Here is a 15,281-nt window from a genome sequence, read left to right on the forward strand (position 1 = left end):
GAGAGTCACGAGAGGAGGCGCCATGGCATCGCTGCGGCTGGACGACCAGCTCTGCTTCGGGCTGTACTCGGCGTCGCGCGCGGTGACGTCGCTGTACCGGGTCGTCCTGGACGACCTCGACCTGACCTACCCCCAGTACCTGGTCATGCTGGCGCTCTGGGAACAGGACCACCGCCTGGTGAAGGAACTCGGCGCCGAGCTCAACCTCGACTCGGGCACGCTCTCGCCGCTGCTCAAGCGGCTGCAGACCGCGGGACTGGTGGTCCGGAACCGGCAGGCCGACGACGAGCGGTCGGTCCGCGTCAGCCTCAGCGACACCGGGAAAGCGTTGCGCGAGAAGGCGGAGAGCATCCCCGACGTGATCGGCACCGCGATGAGCCTGGACGACGCGGGCGTGGCCCGGCTGCGGGCCGAGCTCGACCGCCTGACAGAGTCGGTGAACGCCTATCGGGAGGCTCTGGCACCGGCATGATCAACCACGACGACGCGCTGAAAGCCGTCGAAAGCAGCTTGGACCGCCCCTCGGCGGCCCGGATCTACGACTACTTCATCGGCGGGAACACGCACTACGCGATCGACCGCGAGTTCGCGGAGAAGGTCCGCGCCCGGCTGCCGCTGATGGGTGAGTACTGCCTGACGAGCCGTCAGTTCCTCGGACGCGCGGTCCGCCAGTGCGTCCGCGAGGGCATCCGGCAGTTCGTCGACATCGGCTCCGGCCTGCCGACCGCGGGCAACGTCCACGAGGTCGCAGATGACACCAGTGCGCAGCTGGACACGCGGGTGCTCTACATCGACAACGAGCCGATCGCGCTCGCGCACTCGACGTTGCTGCTCGCCGACACCGCCGACCCCGAGCGCCACCACGCCATCGCCGCGGACTTCCTGCAGCCGGAGGACCTCTGGGACCGGGTCACCGCGTCCGACGTCATCGACGTCCGGGAGCCGATGGCGCTGGTGGTCAACGCCGTCATGCACTTCGTCAAGGACGAGCAGAACCCGGACTACCTGCTCGACTTCTACCGCGACCGGCTGCCGTCCGGCTCGCTGCTGGTGCTGTCGCAGATGACCAACGAGAACCCGGTCAACGACGACGAGCGGCAGGCGCTGGTCGACCTGCTCGAGTACTACGAGACCACGACGAACCCGGGTTTCCTGCGGCCGATGGCCGAGTTCGAACGCTTCTTCGGCGGCTGGCCGATGCTGCCGCCCGGGCTCGTCTACGCGCCCTCGTGGCACCCCGACGAGCGGACCGTGTTCGCCGGGTCGCCGTCCGAATCCCGGGTGATCGGCGGGGTCGCGCGCAAGCCTTAAGACGCTTCGCGCAGGCTTTCCAGCACGTCGAGGACCGCGCTCTTGCCCAGCTCGACGGCCTTGCGCAGCACCTCGGGGTCGCGTTCGAGGACAGCCACGTCCGGCGAGCCCGCCGGCGGCCGGATGCTGAGGATCCGCGGGTCGGACGCCAGCACTTCTTCGTCCTCGACGTCGCGGCGGTAGGTGTCGCGCCACGCGGGGATCGCGCCCGGCGCCTGGCGGCGCAGGAACCTCGGCACGACGACGTCGTAAGCACGCGGCGGCGGCAGCGGTAGCTCGTCGGCGCGGCGGGTGCGGAGCACGAGGACGTCGGTCGCGTCCTGGGCCAGCGCCGTCCGGTACGGGATCGGTTCGGCGACGCCCGCGTCCACGAACCGGCGGCCCGCCATCGGGATCGGGGGCCCGGCCAGTACCGGCATGCAGGACGACGCCGCGAGCGCGACCTTGATCGCGTCGACGTCGTCGAGGAACGGGTGCAGGTCGGTCGACTCCCCCGTGTCGGCGTCGGTGGCCAGCGGGTGGAACGTCACCGGGTTGGCCAGTATCGCCGGGAAGTCCATCGGCTCCAGCACCGAATAGACCTGGTGGACGAGGTATTCGAGGTCGATCACCGCGCGGCCGCGCAGGGTGTGCAGCGGGTTGATGATGCGGCGCATGACGACCGGGTTCCACCAGGTGCGCACGCCGGTCGACGAACAGCCGCTGAGCAGCCAGGCGCCGTTCAGCGCGCCGGCCGACGAGCCGTAGACGGCGTCGAACACCGGGACGGCGCCGAGTTCGTCCAGCGCCAGTGCCATGCCGCTCGAGTAGGTGCCGCGGCTGCTGCCGCCTTCGATGGCGAGCGCGAGGCGCCGGCCGTCGGTGCGTTCGCCCGGGACGCTGCCCGTCGCCAGCCGTTCGGAGATCAGTTCGAGTACCGGGTGCACTCTCTCCATCCTGGTCATTTCCTGCGTTCAGTCGACCCGATTTATCCCCCTCAAGGGGTGAAGTGATGTGTGCCTCGTTGCACTGCAACTCGTTGCATAGGACCCTCCAGGGATGGCACTGGAGCACGCGATCCTCGTCTCGCTGTCCGAGCGCGCCGGCTCGGGCTACGAGCTCACGCGCCGCTTCGAGAAGTCGATCGGGCTGTTCTGGAGCGCCACCCACCAGCAGATCTACCGCGTGCTGAAGCGGATGGAAGAGGCCGGCTGGGTGGCCGTCGACGTCGTCGCGCAGTCGGGGCGGCCGGACAAGAAGGTCTACACGGTCAGCGAAAGCGGGCGCGCCGAACTCGTCCGCTGGCTGGCCGAGCCGGACCCGTCGGCCGGGCCGGTCGAGCTGGCCGTGAAGATCCGCGGCGCGACCTTCGGCGATCCCGCGAAGGTCGCCGAAGAGATCGTCCGGCACCGCGCGCAGCACGCCGAGCGCCTCGACGTCTACCGCCAGATCGAGAAGCGCGACTTCCCCGCGCCCGCGGCCCTCCACGGCCGGCACCTGCACCAGTACCTGGTCCTGCGCGGCGGCATCCGCGTCGAAGAAGGCCAGGTCGAGTGGTTCGACGAAGTCCTCGCCGCCCTCCACCACCCCAAGGACGCCCGATGAGCCCGTACCCGAACCTGCTCGCCCCGCTGGACCTCGGCTTCACGACGCTGCGCAACCGCGTCCTGATGGGGTCGATGCACACCGGCCTCGAAGACAAGGCCGCGCACTTCCCCGAGCTCGCCGAGTACTACGCCGAACGCGCCCGCGGCGGCGTCGGCCTGATCGTCACCGGCGGGTTCGCGCCGAACAAAACCGGGTGGCTGCTACCGCTCGCCTCCAAGCTGACGACGTCGGCCGAGGCGCGCGAACACCGGCAGCTCACCGCGCCCGTCCACGAAGCCGGCGGCAAGATCGCGCTGCAGGTCCTGCACGCGGGCCGGTACGCCTACCATCCGCTGAGCGTGTCCGCGTCGAGCATCAAGGCGCCGATCAACCCGTTCCGGCCGCGCGCGCTGACCGGCTACGGCGTCCGCAAGCAGATCGACGCCTTCGCCGAGTGCGCCGCCCTCGCGCGCGAAGCGGGCTACGACGGCGTCGAGATCATGGGCTCCGAGGGCTACCTGATCAACCAGTTCCTGGCCGAGCGCACCAACAAACGCACCGACGCCTGGGGCGGCACGCCGGAGAAGCGCCGCCGGTTCGCCGTCGAGATCGTCAAGCGCACCAGGGAAAAGGTCGGCGCCGACTTCATCATCGTCTACCGGCTCTCGATGCTCGACCTCGTCCCGGGCGGCCAGCGCTGGGAGGACGTCGTCGCGCTCGCCAAGGACGTCGAGGCCGCCGGGGCGACGATCATCAACACCGGCATCGGCTGGCACGAGGCCCGGGTGCCGACGATCGTCACGTCGGTGCCGCGCGCCGCGTTCACCTGGGTGACCGGGAAGCTCAAGCCGCACGTCGGGATCCCGGTCGTCACGTCGAACCGGATCAACATGCCGCAGGTCGCCGAAGAGGCGTTGAGCAGCGGCGACGCCGATCTCGTGTCGATGGCGCGGCCGTTCCTCGCCGACCCGGAGTGGATCCGGAAGGCCGAGAGCGGCCGCGAGGACGAGATCAACACCTGCATCGCCTGCAACCAGGCCTGCCTCGACCACGCGTTCAAGCGCAAGCTCGTGTCCTGCATGGTCAACCCGCGCGCGGGGCACGAGACGAAGCTGACCCTCGCCCCGACGCGGCGGGTGAAGCACGTCGCCGTCGTCGGGGCCGGGCCCGCCGGGCTCTCCGCCGCGACCGCGCTGGCGGAACGCGGCCACCGCGTCGAGCTGTTCGAGGCCGACGACGAGATCGGCGGCCAGTTCGGCATCGCGCGGAAGATCCCCGGCAAGGAGGAGTTCGCCGAGACCATCCGCTACTACCGGCGGCGCCTCGAAGTCACCGGGGTGAAGCTGCACCTCGGGACGCGCGCGAAGGCCACCGACCTGACCGGCTTCGACGAGGTCGTGCTCGCCACCGGCGTCGCGCCGCGCGTGCCGTCGCTGCCCGGGATCGACCACCCGAAGGTGCTGTCCTACGTCGACGTCGTGAAGCACGGCAAGCCGGTCGGCGCGCGGGTCGCGGTGATCGGGGCCGGCGGCATCGGCGTCGACGTCAGCGAATTCCTGACGCACGCGGCTTCGCCCGCGCTGGACCGCGACGCGTGGATGGCCGAGTGGGGGGTCACCGACCCGGAGGAGGCGGCGGGCGGGCTCGGGCAGCCGAAGCCGGAGCCGTCGCCGCGGCAGGTGTACCTGCTGCAGCGCAAGAAGACCGGGATCGGTTCCGGGCTCGGCAAGACCTCGGGCTGGGTGCACCGGGCCGCGCTGAAGGCCAAACGCGTCGAACAGATCCCCGGCGTCGGCTACGAACGGGTCGACGACGACGGCCTGCACATCACCGTCGACGGCGCCCCGCGCCTCTTGGAAGTCGACACGGTCGTCGTCTGCGCCGGTCAGGAGCCCGTGCGGGACCTCGCCGACGAACTGCGCGCGGCCGGGCTGCCGGTGCACCTGATCGGCGGGGCCGACGTCGCCGCGGAACTCGACGCGAAACGCGCGATCGACCAGGGAACGAGGCTCGCCGCCGCGCTGTAGCCCGATAAGTGTCCGGCACTGGCAGGATGGGGCCCGTGCGAGACGTATGCGTGATCGGGCTCGGGCTGATCGGCGGTTCGCTGTTGCGCGCGGCGGCCGCCAGCGGCCGCACGGCGTTCGGCGCCGCGGTTTCCGAAGGGGACGCCGACGCGGCCAGCAGAGCGGGTTACGACGTCACGACCGACGTCGAAGCCGCGCTGCACCGGGCCGCCGCCGACGACGCGCTGGTCGTGCTCGCCGTGCCGCTCCCGGCCGTCGAAGACCTGCTGCGCCTGGTCAACCAGCACGCGTCGCACTGCCTGCTCACCGACGTGACCAGTGTGAAAGCGCCGGTGCTGGACGCGGTCCGCCGCCGCGTGCCGTACACGCGGTACGTCGGGGGGCACCCGATGGCCGGGACGTCGAACTCGGGCTGGCTGGCCGGGGAGGCCACCCTGTTCCAGGGCGCCGCCTGGGTCGTCGCGGTCGAGGAGGACACCGACCTCGACGCCTGGGCCGAGGTGGCGACGCTCGTGCTCGACGTCGGCGCGCACGTCGTCCCGCTGCCGGCGGAGTCGCACGACGAGGCCGTCGCCCGGATCTCGCACCTGCCGCACCTGTTCGCGGCCATCCTGGCCACGATCGGCGCCGAGGGCGGCCCGCTCGCGATGTCGCTGGCGGCCGGGTCGTACCGCGACGGCACGCGGGTCGCGGGCTCGAACCCGCACCTCGTCCGCGCGATGACCGAGGGCAACCGGGACGCGCTGCTGCCGATCGTCGACGACGCGCTCGGCCGGCTCGGTGCCGCGCGCGGCTCGCTCGCGTCGACCGGCGGGCTGGCGGCCACGATCAACGCGGGTTACGAAGGCGCGCAGGCCCTCGCCGCCAACCTGGACGCCGAGCGCGCGGGCGTCCGGATCAGCCTGGCGGCGCCGGACGCCCGGCAGGGCCTGATCGCGCTCGGCGAGCGCGGCGGCCGGATCACCGGGCTGTCCGACGGGATCGCCACCGGCGAGGTGCAGTAGCTACCGCGCCGGCGGGTTGTCGGGCGTGTCGTCGAACTTGTTGAGGAAGTCCTTGGCCTTCTCGACGCCGCCGTCGATCTGCGAGTCGTGGCCGGCGAACTTGGACTTCGCGAAGTCCGCGGCCTTGTCCAGGCCTTGCTCGATCTTGTCGTTGTGCTCGCGCAGGGCCTCTTCGGCCTTGCCCTTCAACGCGTCGAAGTCGATTCCCATGGGGCAATTGAACAGCACGGACGTCACGTGCGCCTGTGGTAGGGCAGGAACCGCCGGACGAGCCGCGGCGGGGTGCGTTCCGCCAGGTCGGGGCCTCGGACGGCGTCGAACGCCGACTCCAGCTGGTCGACCACGCCGGCGAGCTGTTCGTGGTCCGGCAGCGGCATCGACCGCGGTTCGCGCTGCTCGCGGATCGACGACGCCAGCTCGTCCAGCGCGGCCGTGAGCAGCTCGACGTCGGCCGAGTCCGGCGGCGGGGCTCCGCGCCCGATCGTCACGCCGACCTCGGTGACCGCGTCCGCGACGCGTTCCTGCGCCGCGATCACCGGCCACCACGCCACCGCCTGGCGGCCGTTCGCCGACGGCTCGACGACGACCTGCTGGAACGCCGTCCGCAGGTCCGCCAGCGCCCGGTAGGCGCCCCGCCGGGCCCGCGACCGCGCCAGCCGCGCCTCCCCCGAGGACGCCTCGACCAGCGCGTGCGAGACGTACTTCGAGACGGCGCCGAGGCCGTCGGCCAGCCGCCCGCCGACCTGGGGACGGCGGCTGCCCGGCCACAGCAGGTAGCCGAAGACCAGCACGATCAGGCAGCCGAGCGCGGTGTCGATCAGCCGCGCCACCACGACGTTCCAGCTGCCGGTGTTGGCCAGGTCCATCTGCAGGATGATCAACGGCGTCACGAACGCGCTGAGGATGCCGTAGTTGCGCACCTTTCCGACCGCGACGCCGCCGGCGAAGATCGCGATCAGCGCGACCAGCACCCAGCCGCGGCCGCCGGCGGCGAGCACCACGGCCCCGATCCCGACGCCCGCCAGCGTGCCGATGCCGCGCAGCACCGCGCGGCCGAAGACCGAGCCGAAGTCGGGCTTGAGCACGATCCCGACGGTCAGCGTGATCCAGTAGGACCGCTCGAACGGCACCAGCAGGCCGACGACCTCGGCGATCGCGACGCACAGGGTCAGCCGCAGCGCGGCGATCCAGGTCAGCGGGCCGGACGCGAGCGAACCCGCCCACGTCCGCAGGCGCCGGTACCAGGGCGTCGGCTCGCGGCGCTTGCGGTCGTCGCCCTTGCCGATCCGGACCAGGCCCGCGTACAGGGCGGCGAGCCGCGGATCGCTTTCCCCCGGCGGCATCGGCGGCGGTGCCGGCAGCGGCTGGCTGGCCAGGACGGACGCCGACAGGGCGACGAAGTGGTCGATGACCTCCCGCGGCGGGCGGCGGCCGACGTGGACCAGCGCCACCGACGCTTCGACCGCGGGTGTCGTGGCCGAAAGCAGGTTGAGCAGCTGCCGGTAGGCGGCATCGCGGCCGGACAGCCACGAGCGCGCGGTGAGCAGCTGGTCGTAGGCGGTGTTCATGGCCGTGGTCAGCCGGTGGCGGGCCACCCGCGAGACCTCTTCGCCGGTGGCGGACAGCATCGCGGCCAGCTCGACGTAGACGTGCGCGACGGCGGTGCGTTCCGGGCTGGTCGCCCGGAACGTCCAGCTGACCAGCGCGACCAGGAAGCTCCAGGCGGCGCCGATGCAGAAGAAACCGAAGAGGACTTCGGCGCGCACGCCGGTCGCGTGCTGGCCGGTGCCGAGCACGCAGAAGACGAACATCTGCAGCCCGGCGACGGAGGCGTTGCTGCCGGCCGCGCTGATCAGCGCGGACACCGCGGCGACCAGGATCACCGCGGGCACGGACAGCGCCGGTACGCCGCCGGTGAGCAGCCCGACCAGGTACCCGGCGGTCGCGGCGAGCGCCGCCCCGCCCAGGCGGCGCGCGCGGTAGCGGTAGGGCCCGGCCGATTCGGACAGCACGGCGGGCAGCGCGCCGGTCGAGATGAGCGCGCCGACGGCGATGTCGCCGGCCGCGTACCCCACCGCGAGCGGTACGGCCAGTGCGATGACGGCCCGGGCGACCATGTTCCACGGCACCGGGACCGGCTTGCTGCGCAGGAGCTGGGTCAGCCAGTGCGGCGCGGCGAGGTCGGGACGCGGCGTGCTCACGCCCCCATCTTGACCTACGCTCTCCCGCAGGCTTAATTATCAACCTGTCAACAACGTGGGAGGTTCCGGTGGGCCGCAAGTACTCGTTCGAGGTCAACCGCACGAGCACGGCGCCGCCCGACGCGCTGTTCGCCCGGGAGGCCGAGGGACCGCGCTGGGCGGAGTGGGGAAAGCCACTCATCGTGCAGGCCCGCTGGAAGCGGCCGGGCCCCGGCGTCGGCGCCGTCCGCGAGGTCGGGCTGTGGCCGGTGCTGATCCGCGAAGAGACAGTCGAGTACGAGCCCGGCCGCCGGCACGTCTACACGTTCTTCGGCGCCAACCCGATCAAGGACTACCGGGCCGAGGTGCTCCTCACGCCCACCGCCGACGGCGGTACGCACCTGCGGTGGACCGGGTCGTTCACCGAGCCGGTCAAGGGCAGCGGCCCGGCACTGGCCGCCGGGCTGCGCGCGGTGATCCGGCTGTTCTCGGGCAAGCTCGTCAAGGCGGCCGAAACCGGGCGCTGACCTGGGTGCGCCGGGCCACACCAAGATCGCCCGGCGCAACTTCCCGCCGCCGTCCCACGTCACTCTTTCGGGTGGTCTTTTGACCACCGCGGAAAGGGGGACGCGAGATGAAACGAGCAGCGGCGATCGCCGTCGCGGCGGCCTTGGCGCTGACGGCGTGCTCGGCGGCCGAGCCGGACCAGCGGGAGTTCGGCACCAGCCAGCCCAACCCGGCACCCGGCGGTGGCCCCGGCGCGACGGCACCGGGCCCGTACCCGTTCGGCACGGTCCAGCAGAAGGCTCCGGCGGTCGAGAACGGCCAGGTCCCGGTGGTCAAGCGGATCACGACGGACAAGCCGTACGTCTTCCTGACGATGGACGACGGCGCGGTCAAGGACCCGGAAGCGCTGAAGCTGATGCAGCAGAACGGCACCCACCCCGTGCTGTTCCTGAACCAGAAGTACGTGAAGGGCCACGAGGCCTACTTCAAGCAGATCCTCGACGCCACCGGCGCGACGCTCGGCGACCACACGGTCGACCACCCGAACCTCAAGGGCAAGCCGTACGAGTTCCAGCGCAAGGAGATCTGCGAGGACGCCGACGACTTCCAGGCGTCGCTCGGGGTCCGGCCGTCGCTGTTCCGCCCGCCGTTCGGCAACTACGACCAGAACACGCTGCGCGCGGCGGCCGCGTGCGGGATGCGCGCGGCCGTGCTGTGGACGGCCGCGGTCAACGACGGGCACGTCCAGTTCCAGGCCGGCGACAAGCTCAAGCCCGGTGACATCGTGCTGATGCACTTCCGGAAGACCTTCAAAGAGGACTACACGGCGTTCGTCGAGCAGGCGAAGAAGGACGGGCTCACCCCCGTCCCCCTGGCCGACTTCCTCGGTTAGAGCACCACGGTCGGCGTCACGACCGTCCGGCGGCACGAGACGTCCCCGAGGTGCACGAGGATCTGCGTCGTCCCGCGCGGCACGTTGTCGAGCACGAACCGCCCGCCTTCGTCGGCGGTCGTCGACGACGTGCCGTGCTCGGCGACGCGCACCTCGACCCCGTACTGCCCGGCCGGCACCAGCCAGCCGTCGATGCGGTGCAGCTTGCCCATCTTCGTCAGGTTGATCATCACCGTCAGGTCGCTGACGGTGAACGTGATCGTGCCCGTGCCGCTGCCGCGGACGCCGGCGAGGTCGTCGAGCCGCTCCCACCGGGCCACCTCGACGTCGAGGTCCTCGAGCGCGAGCGCGAATTGGACCCGCTGCACCAGGTCACCGGGCGGCGGGTCCAGCTCGTCGAGGAAGCGGCCGACACCGGCCAGGATCAGGTCATCGGAAAAGGCCTCACCCGGCGCTCCGAGGTCGTTCATCGGCTTCCCCCTTCACTGGCGAGGAGATCGCGCATCTGGTCGAGGCAGCGTCCTCGGGTCGGTCCGACGCTGCCACGTGGCATGCGCAGCGCCTCGGCGACGAGCTGGTACTCCGCGCGACCCGCGAGCACGGTCAGCCGGAGCAGTTCCTGACAGCGGTGGGGCAGCCGGACGAAGGCGCGCCAGACCCGGCGGTCGCGGTCGGCGCGGACGGCTTCGTCTTCGGGTGCCGGTTGGGTGCTCGGCATGGCGTCGGCGACTTCGTCGCTCAACGGAACGGGCTGGATGCGGCGCCCGAACGGATGGGTGGCCTCGCGGCGGGTGGTGGTGATCAGCCAGGCGGCGAGGGCTTTGGGGTCCCGGAGCTTGCCGAGCTGGCTGAAGAGGGCCAGCCAGACGGTCTGGACGACGTCTTCGGCGACCGAGCGGTCGAGGCCGTTGGCGCGGGCGACGTGCCACACGAGCGGGGTGAGCTCGGCGACGAGGCGATCCATCGCCCGGCGGTCACCGTCCCGCGCGGCCTGCATGCACGCGGCGTGCAGTTCGGCGCCGGTCAGGCCCTCCCACGGTGGGTCAACCTCTGTGGTTTGCACGTCGGTCACGGTATCTGCCCCTCTTCGGAAGAGTCTTCGAGTCGGCATTGGCAGTATCGCGGGTCCTTCGGGGGGAAGGAGCGTGCAGGTGGATCTCGGATACATCAAGTCACTTACTTCGCGCTGGCGGTCAATGGTCGCTGCGGGAGGCACCGGCCGGCGCGGATGCGCCCGCACCGGCCGGTGCTCCCCTCCCTCAAGGACCCGCTCCCCAACGGGTCCCGCCAGGTGTCCCCTCCCCCGAAGGGCACCCGGCCGACGGTGTCCGGCAGCCCCCTCGGCTCCCGGTCACCGCGTTTTCCGTCGAACCCGACACCCCCTGTCGTGTTCTTCCGTCCTCGGCTGCTCCACAGGACGCAGTGGCAGGACGGCCAGATACACGAATCGGGGATTTTCTTCGAAGATCGACGGACCGGCGCCGGGCGATCACCCAATGTGGTCAGCAAGCGTTTGCGCCCACCGCGCGTAGCCCGCCGGCCCGGGGTGGAAGCGGTCCGAAGCGAAGGCCGCGGGGTCCAGCAGCGCGGGGTCCATCGGCAGGTGCGTGACGCCGGGGACGCGGACGAGCTCCGCGGCGGCGGCGTCGAGCGCTGACGACCGCGCCGACAGGACGTCACGCAGAGGGCGCGGCAGCGCCGGGAAGCGGGACATCGGCGGCACCCCGGCCAGGACGACGTCGACCGGGCCGAGCCGCCGCCGGAGCTCGACGACGAGGGCGAGCAGGTCGCGGCGGTAGGCCGGGGCGGTCCGGAGCTCGATGGTGTCGTTGACGCCGAGGGCGACCACGACCAGGTCGGCCGGGCGGATCAGCGGGACCAGCTCGGCGCGGACGGTCCTCGCGTTGGCGCCGGTCCGGCCGACCGCCTGCCAGCGCACCGCCCGGCCGTCGCGGGCGAGCTCGCGGGCGAGGCAGCCGGTGAGCGCTTCCTCGTGGTCCGCCGCGCCGACGCCGTCCACGGTGGACTCGCCGAGGACGGCCAGGCGGAACGGTTCGCCGTCACCGGGGACGAGCCCTTCGGTGGGCCCGGCGGCGCCCGGGAGGCGCGGGGTCGTCCGCTTGACGTAGACGGCTTGGGCGATGAGAACCATGACGGGATTAGACCAGCGGAGCGAAGCTAGGAGGCGTTCTTCTCTTCGCGCAGCTTGTGCCAGCGCTCGTACATGGCATTGAGCTCGACCAGCATGAACGACAGGAAGTCGCGCATCTCGGCGAGCCGCTTGCCGGCCGGGGTGTCTTCGCCGAGTGCGTCGATGCCGTTGTCGGCCGCGTCGCGCCACATGATGATCATGCGGTCGCGCTTGAGGAAGGTGGCGTACCAGAGGTCGTCGTAGAGGCGGTAGTGGTCGCGGCGCTCGCCGGGCTCGCGTTCCTTGGCGACCAGGCCGATCTGTTCGAGGAAGCGCACCGCACCCGAGATCGCGGCCGGGCTGACCGACAGCTGGGACGCCAGGTCGGCGGCGGTCAGCCGGGCGTCGTCGGCGGTCATCAGCGCGGCGAACACCCGCGCGGGCATGCGCTGCATCCCGATTTGCGAGAGCACGAGCCCGAGGCTCTCGACGTACCGGCGGACGGCGTCCTCATCTCGCTTCGTGTCAGGCGTCGTCATCGGCCCATCCTCCCGTAAGCCCCCAGCAAGATCACTCAATCTAGACATTTTCTTAACTTCACAACTTTGTGAAACCAGTGTAGCTTCCGAAGCATGGAAAACGCCATCGCGATCACCGGCCTGCACAAGTCGTTCGGCCGGACTAAGGCCTTGGACGGCCTTGATCTGCTGGTACCCGCTGGGGAGGTGCACGGCTTCCTCGGCCCGAACGGCGCCGGGAAGTCGACCACCGTCCGGGTGCTGCTCGGCCTGCTCCACGCGGACTCGGGGGAAGTTCGGCTGCTCGGCGGCGATCCCTGGAAGGACGCCGCGAGCCTGCACCGCCGCCTGGCCTACGTGCCCGGCGACGTCAACCTCTGGCCCAACCTCTCCGGCGGCGAGGTGATCGACCTGCTCGGGCGCCTGCGCGGCGGGCTCGACGAGAAGCGCCGCGCCGACCTGATCGAGCGGTTCGACCTCGACCCGAAGAAGAAGGGGCGGACGTACTCGAAGGGCAACCGGCAGAAGGTCGCCATCGTCGCCGCTCTCGCCTCGCGGGTCGACCTGCTGATCCTCGACGAGCCGACGTCCGGGCTCGACCCGCTGATGGAGGCGACGTTCCAGTACGCCATCCAGGAAGAGCGCGAGCAGGGCCGGACCGTGCTGCTCTCCAGCCACATCCTCGCCGAGGTCGAGGCCCTCTGCGACAAGGTCAGCATCATCCGCAACGGCCGCACGGTCGAGTCCGGCACGCTCGCCGAACTGCGCCACCTGACGCGGACGTCGATCACCGCCGAGCTGGCCGGCCCGCCGAACGGGCTGACGAAGCTCGCCAACGTCCACGACCTCAAGGTCGAGGGCAACCGCGTCCGGTTCGACGTCGAGACGCGCTCGCTCGACGAGGCCCTGCGCCGGCTCACCGAGGTCGGCGTGCGCAGCCTGGTCAGCCAGCCGCCGACGCTGGAAGAGCTGTTCCTGCGGCACTACACCACCGAAGCGAGCGCGAAATGACCGCGACCCTCGCGCGCGCCGAAGCCGAAACCGCGCCCGCGCACGAGCTCGCGGGCACCTGGCACCTCACCCGGCTCGCGCTGCGCCGCGACCGCGTGGTCCTGCCGGTCTGGATCGTGCTGCTCAGCGTCGTCCCGGCCAGCACGGTCAACACGTTCACGCAGTTCTACCCGACGGTGGCCGACCGGCTCGCGCTGCAGGCGGGCGCCAACGCCAACCCGTCGTACGCGCTGCTCTACGGGCCGCCGTTCGACCTGACCACGGCCGGCGGGTTCATCGCCTGGCGCATGTGCGGGTTCCTGGCGCTGCTCACCGGGCTGATGGCGGTCTTCACCGTCACCCGGCACACCCGCGCCGAGGAGGACACCGGCCGCGCCGAGCTGCTGGCGTCCGCGGTCGTCGGCCGGTACGCGGCGCTGACGTCGGCGCTGCTGGTGGCCGGCGGCGCGAGCGTGCTGATCGGGCTGGTCCAGGCGGGCAGCCTGACCGGCGCCGGGCTGCCCGCGGCCGGTTCGGTCGCCTTCGGGGCGGCGGAAGCCTTGGCGGGGCTGGTGTTCACGGCCGTCGCCGCGGTCGCCGTCCAGCTCGCCGAGTACTCGCGCACCGCCAACGGGATCGGCACCGCCGTGGTCGGCGCCGCCTTCCTGCTGCGCGGCGCCGGGGACTCCACTGTGGACGCCCGCTGGCTGTCGTGGCTGTCGCCGATCGGCTGGGTGCAGCAGGTGCGCGCCTTCGCCGGCGACCGCTGGTGGGTGCTCCTGCTGCCCGTCGCGTTCGCGCTCGTCGTCGGCGCGCTCGGGTACTGGCTGCTACCCCGCCGCGACGTCGGTGTCGGCATCCTGCCGCCGCGGCCGGGTCCCGCGCGGGCGGCACCCGGCCTGCGGTCGCCGCTCGCGCTCGCCTGGCGGCTGCACCGCGGCCCGCTGCTCGGCTGGCTCATCGGGGTGGCCGTGGTCGGCGCGGTGTTCGGGTCGATCGCCAGCGGCATCGGCGACCTCGTCGGGTCGAGCCCGCAGGCGCAGCAGATCTTCGAGCGGCTCGGCGGCAGCCACGCGCTGACGCAGGCGTTCCTCGCCGCGATGGCCGGGATGTTCGCCATGGTCGCGTCGCTGTACGGCGTCCAGGCGGCGCTGCGGATGCGCGGCGAGGAAACCGCGATCCGGCTCGAGCCGGTGCTGGCCACCAGCGTCGGCAAGCTGCGCTGGGCGGGCAGCCACCTGGTGTTCGCCTTCTTCGGCACGGCGTCGCTGCTGCTCGTCGGCGGGGTCTTCATGGGCCTGGCCAACGGCCTGCGCACCGGCGACGTCGGCGGCTCGATCGGCGACACCCTCGCCGGGATGCTCGTCCAGCTGCCCGCGGCCTGGGTGGTGGTCGCGCTCGCGGTGGCGATCTTCGGCCTGCTGCCCGCGTACTCCGCCGCGGCGTGGGCGGTGGGCGCGCTGGCGCTGCTGCTCAGCCTGTTCGGCCCGGTGGTGAACCTGCCGCAGGCGGTGCTGGACGTCTCGCCGTTCCAGCACCCGCCGAAGCTGCCCGGCCAGGAGTTCGCGGCGACGCCGATCGTCTGGCTGCTCGCGGTCGCGGCCGTCGCGCTGGGGGCCGGGCTGGCCGGCTGGAAGCGCCGGGACGTCGGTTAACGCACCCGCAGTTCGCCGCCGGCTCCCACCAGGAGCTGGGCTTGCGGCCCCGCCTTCCCGCAGGCGGGGCCGTTCGGCTCGCTGAACGACGGCGTCACCTCGACGCCGTGCGGCTTGCCGTCGTCGAACCGGACGGTGACCCGCACCGGCTCGGCGGGCAGGCCCGGGACGTCGGCGAAGCCGTGCAGGCCGCCGGTCGGGACCATCGACGCGCCGCAAGCGGCGTCCGGCCCGGTCCCGGTGCACGCCGTCGCCCCGGCCGCCGTCTCGGGGAAGAGCTCGACCTGGCGCGTGACGCACTGGCCGCCCCAGCAGGCGTCGAGCGTGGCGCGGGTGATGCCGGCCGGGTCGGGGACGGACAGGCCGATGCCGACCGGGGTGCCGATCGCCGTGCAGGCGACCTCCGGCTCCGCCCCGCACCCGGCCGCGGCGAGCAGGACCACGGCGATCCACGGAATCCTTCGCATGACGGCCAGACGGGATCGGCGGCCGGTCGGTTG

The 15,281-nt window shown here is 72.0% G+C and carries 17 protein-coding genes; 9 read left to right on the plus strand and 8 right to left on the minus strand.

Annotation, left to right across the window (positions count from 1 at the left end; all coding sequences use genetic code 11):
- Positions 1 to 22 precede the first annotated feature (22 nt).
- Together SD460_RS04295 and SD460_RS04300 are read left to right on the plus strand one after the other, a co-directional pair.
- A complete protein-coding gene (locus SD460_RS04295; protein ID WP_290050646.1) occupies positions 23 to 472 on the plus strand; it encodes a MarR family winged helix-turn-helix transcriptional regulator in 450 nt (149 codons plus the stop codon).
- A complete protein-coding gene (locus SD460_RS04300; protein WP_290050645.1) occupies positions 469 to 1,311 on the plus strand; it encodes an SAM-dependent methyltransferase in 843 nt (280 codons plus the stop codon). Before SD460_RS04295 ends, SD460_RS04300 begins: the two co-directional genes overlap by 4 nt.
- On the opposite strand, the gene SD460_RS04305 is transcribed toward SD460_RS04300, so the two are convergent.
- Positions 1,308 to 2,246: a patatin-like phospholipase family protein gene (locus SD460_RS04305; RefSeq protein ID WP_290050644.1), complete on the minus strand. Its 939-nt coding sequence runs from the start codon at positions 2,244 to 2,246 to the stop codon at positions 1,308 to 1,310. The two genes, SD460_RS04300 and SD460_RS04305, sit on opposite strands and share 4 nt — an antisense overlap.
- A gap of 103 nt (positions 2,247 to 2,349) precedes the next feature.
- Between SD460_RS04305 and SD460_RS04310 the strand changes: the two genes are divergently transcribed.
- From SD460_RS04310 to SD460_RS04320, 3 genes are read left to right on the plus strand one after another with little or no spacing between them, the layout of a single operon-like run.
- Positions 2,350 to 2,895, plus strand: coding sequence for a PadR family transcriptional regulator (locus SD460_RS04310; protein WP_290050643.1), 546 nt, complete (start codon positions 2,350 to 2,352; stop codon positions 2,893 to 2,895).
- Complete coding sequence (locus SD460_RS04315) at positions 2,892 to 4,904, plus strand: FAD-dependent oxidoreductase (protein WP_318305935.1); 2,013 nt, start codon at positions 2,892 to 2,894, stop codon at positions 4,902 to 4,904. Before SD460_RS04310 ends, SD460_RS04315 begins: the two co-directional genes overlap by 4 nt.
- Before the next feature lie 50 nt (positions 4,905 to 4,954).
- A complete protein-coding gene (locus SD460_RS04320; protein WP_290050713.1) occupies positions 4,955 to 5,908 on the plus strand; it encodes a prephenate dehydrogenase in 954 nt (317 codons plus the stop codon).
- Here the strand turns inward: SD460_RS04320 and SD460_RS04325 are convergent, their stop codons facing one another.
- Entirely contained in the window at positions 5,909 to 6,118 is a 210-nt protein-coding gene (locus SD460_RS04325; protein ID WP_290050640.1) for an antitoxin, read from the minus strand.
- A 23-nt stretch (positions 6,119 to 6,141) separates the two neighbouring features.
- Entirely contained in the window at positions 6,142 to 8,109 is a 1,968-nt protein-coding gene (locus SD460_RS04330) for an FUSC family protein (RefSeq protein ID WP_318305936.1), read from the minus strand.
- A 68-nt stretch (positions 8,110 to 8,177) separates the two neighbouring features.
- Between SD460_RS04330 and SD460_RS04335 the strand changes: the two genes are divergently transcribed.
- Entirely contained in the window at positions 8,178 to 8,615 is a 438-nt protein-coding gene (locus SD460_RS04335) for an SRPBCC family protein (protein ID WP_290050637.1), read from the plus strand.
- Positions 8,616 to 8,740: 125 nt separating this feature from the next.
- Positions 8,741 to 9,487: a polysaccharide deacetylase family protein gene (locus SD460_RS04340; protein ID WP_438860549.1), complete on the plus strand. Its 747-nt coding sequence runs from the start codon at positions 8,741 to 8,743 to the stop codon at positions 9,485 to 9,487.
- On the opposite strand, the gene SD460_RS04345 is transcribed toward SD460_RS04340, so the two are convergent.
- The 4 genes from SD460_RS04345 to SD460_RS04360 form a co-directional block, all read right to left on the minus strand.
- Positions 9,484 to 9,957, minus strand: a complete 474-nt coding sequence (locus SD460_RS04345; RefSeq protein WP_290050634.1) for a carboxypeptidase regulatory-like domain-containing protein — start codon at positions 9,955 to 9,957, stop codon at positions 9,484 to 9,486. The two genes, SD460_RS04340 and SD460_RS04345, sit on opposite strands and share 4 nt — an antisense overlap.
- Positions 9,954 to 10,559 (minus strand): RNA polymerase sigma factor, encoded by a 606-nt coding sequence (locus SD460_RS04350; RefSeq protein WP_290050632.1) that lies wholly within the window; start codon positions 10,557 to 10,559, stop codon positions 9,954 to 9,956. The genes SD460_RS04345 and SD460_RS04350 overlap by 4 nt, the downstream gene beginning before the upstream one ends.
- Positions 10,560 to 10,976: 417 nt before the next feature.
- A complete protein-coding gene (locus tag SD460_RS04355) occupies positions 10,977 to 11,639 on the minus strand; it encodes an SGNH/GDSL hydrolase family protein (protein WP_290050631.1) in 663 nt (220 codons plus the stop codon).
- A 26-nt stretch (positions 11,640 to 11,665) separates the two neighbouring features.
- Entirely contained in the window at positions 11,666 to 12,157 is a 492-nt protein-coding gene (locus tag SD460_RS04360; RefSeq protein WP_290050630.1) for a GbsR/MarR family transcriptional regulator, read from the minus strand.
- A 93-nt stretch (positions 12,158 to 12,250) separates the two neighbouring features.
- Here SD460_RS04360 and SD460_RS04365 point away from each other — a divergent pair, with 93 nt between their 5' ends.
- Both SD460_RS04365 and SD460_RS04370 read left to right on the plus strand, forming a co-directional pair.
- A complete protein-coding gene (locus SD460_RS04365) occupies positions 12,251 to 13,147 on the plus strand; it encodes an ABC transporter ATP-binding protein (RefSeq protein WP_290050627.1) in 897 nt (298 codons plus the stop codon).
- Positions 13,144 to 14,781, plus strand: coding sequence for an ABC transporter permease (locus SD460_RS04370; RefSeq protein WP_318305937.1), 1,638 nt, complete (start codon positions 13,144 to 13,146; stop codon positions 14,779 to 14,781). Before SD460_RS04365 ends, SD460_RS04370 begins: the two co-directional genes overlap by 4 nt.
- Here the strand turns inward: SD460_RS04370 and SD460_RS04375 are convergent.
- Positions 14,778 to 15,248, minus strand: coding sequence for a hypothetical protein (locus SD460_RS04375; protein WP_290050624.1), 471 nt, complete (start codon positions 15,246 to 15,248; stop codon positions 14,778 to 14,780). The two genes, SD460_RS04370 and SD460_RS04375, sit on opposite strands and share 4 nt — an antisense overlap.
- Positions 15,249 to 15,281 lie beyond the last annotated feature (33 nt).

Source organism: Amycolatopsis solani, assembly GCF_033441515.1.
Taxonomy (GTDB): Bacteria; Actinomycetota; Actinomycetes; order Mycobacteriales; family Pseudonocardiaceae; genus Amycolatopsis; species Amycolatopsis solani.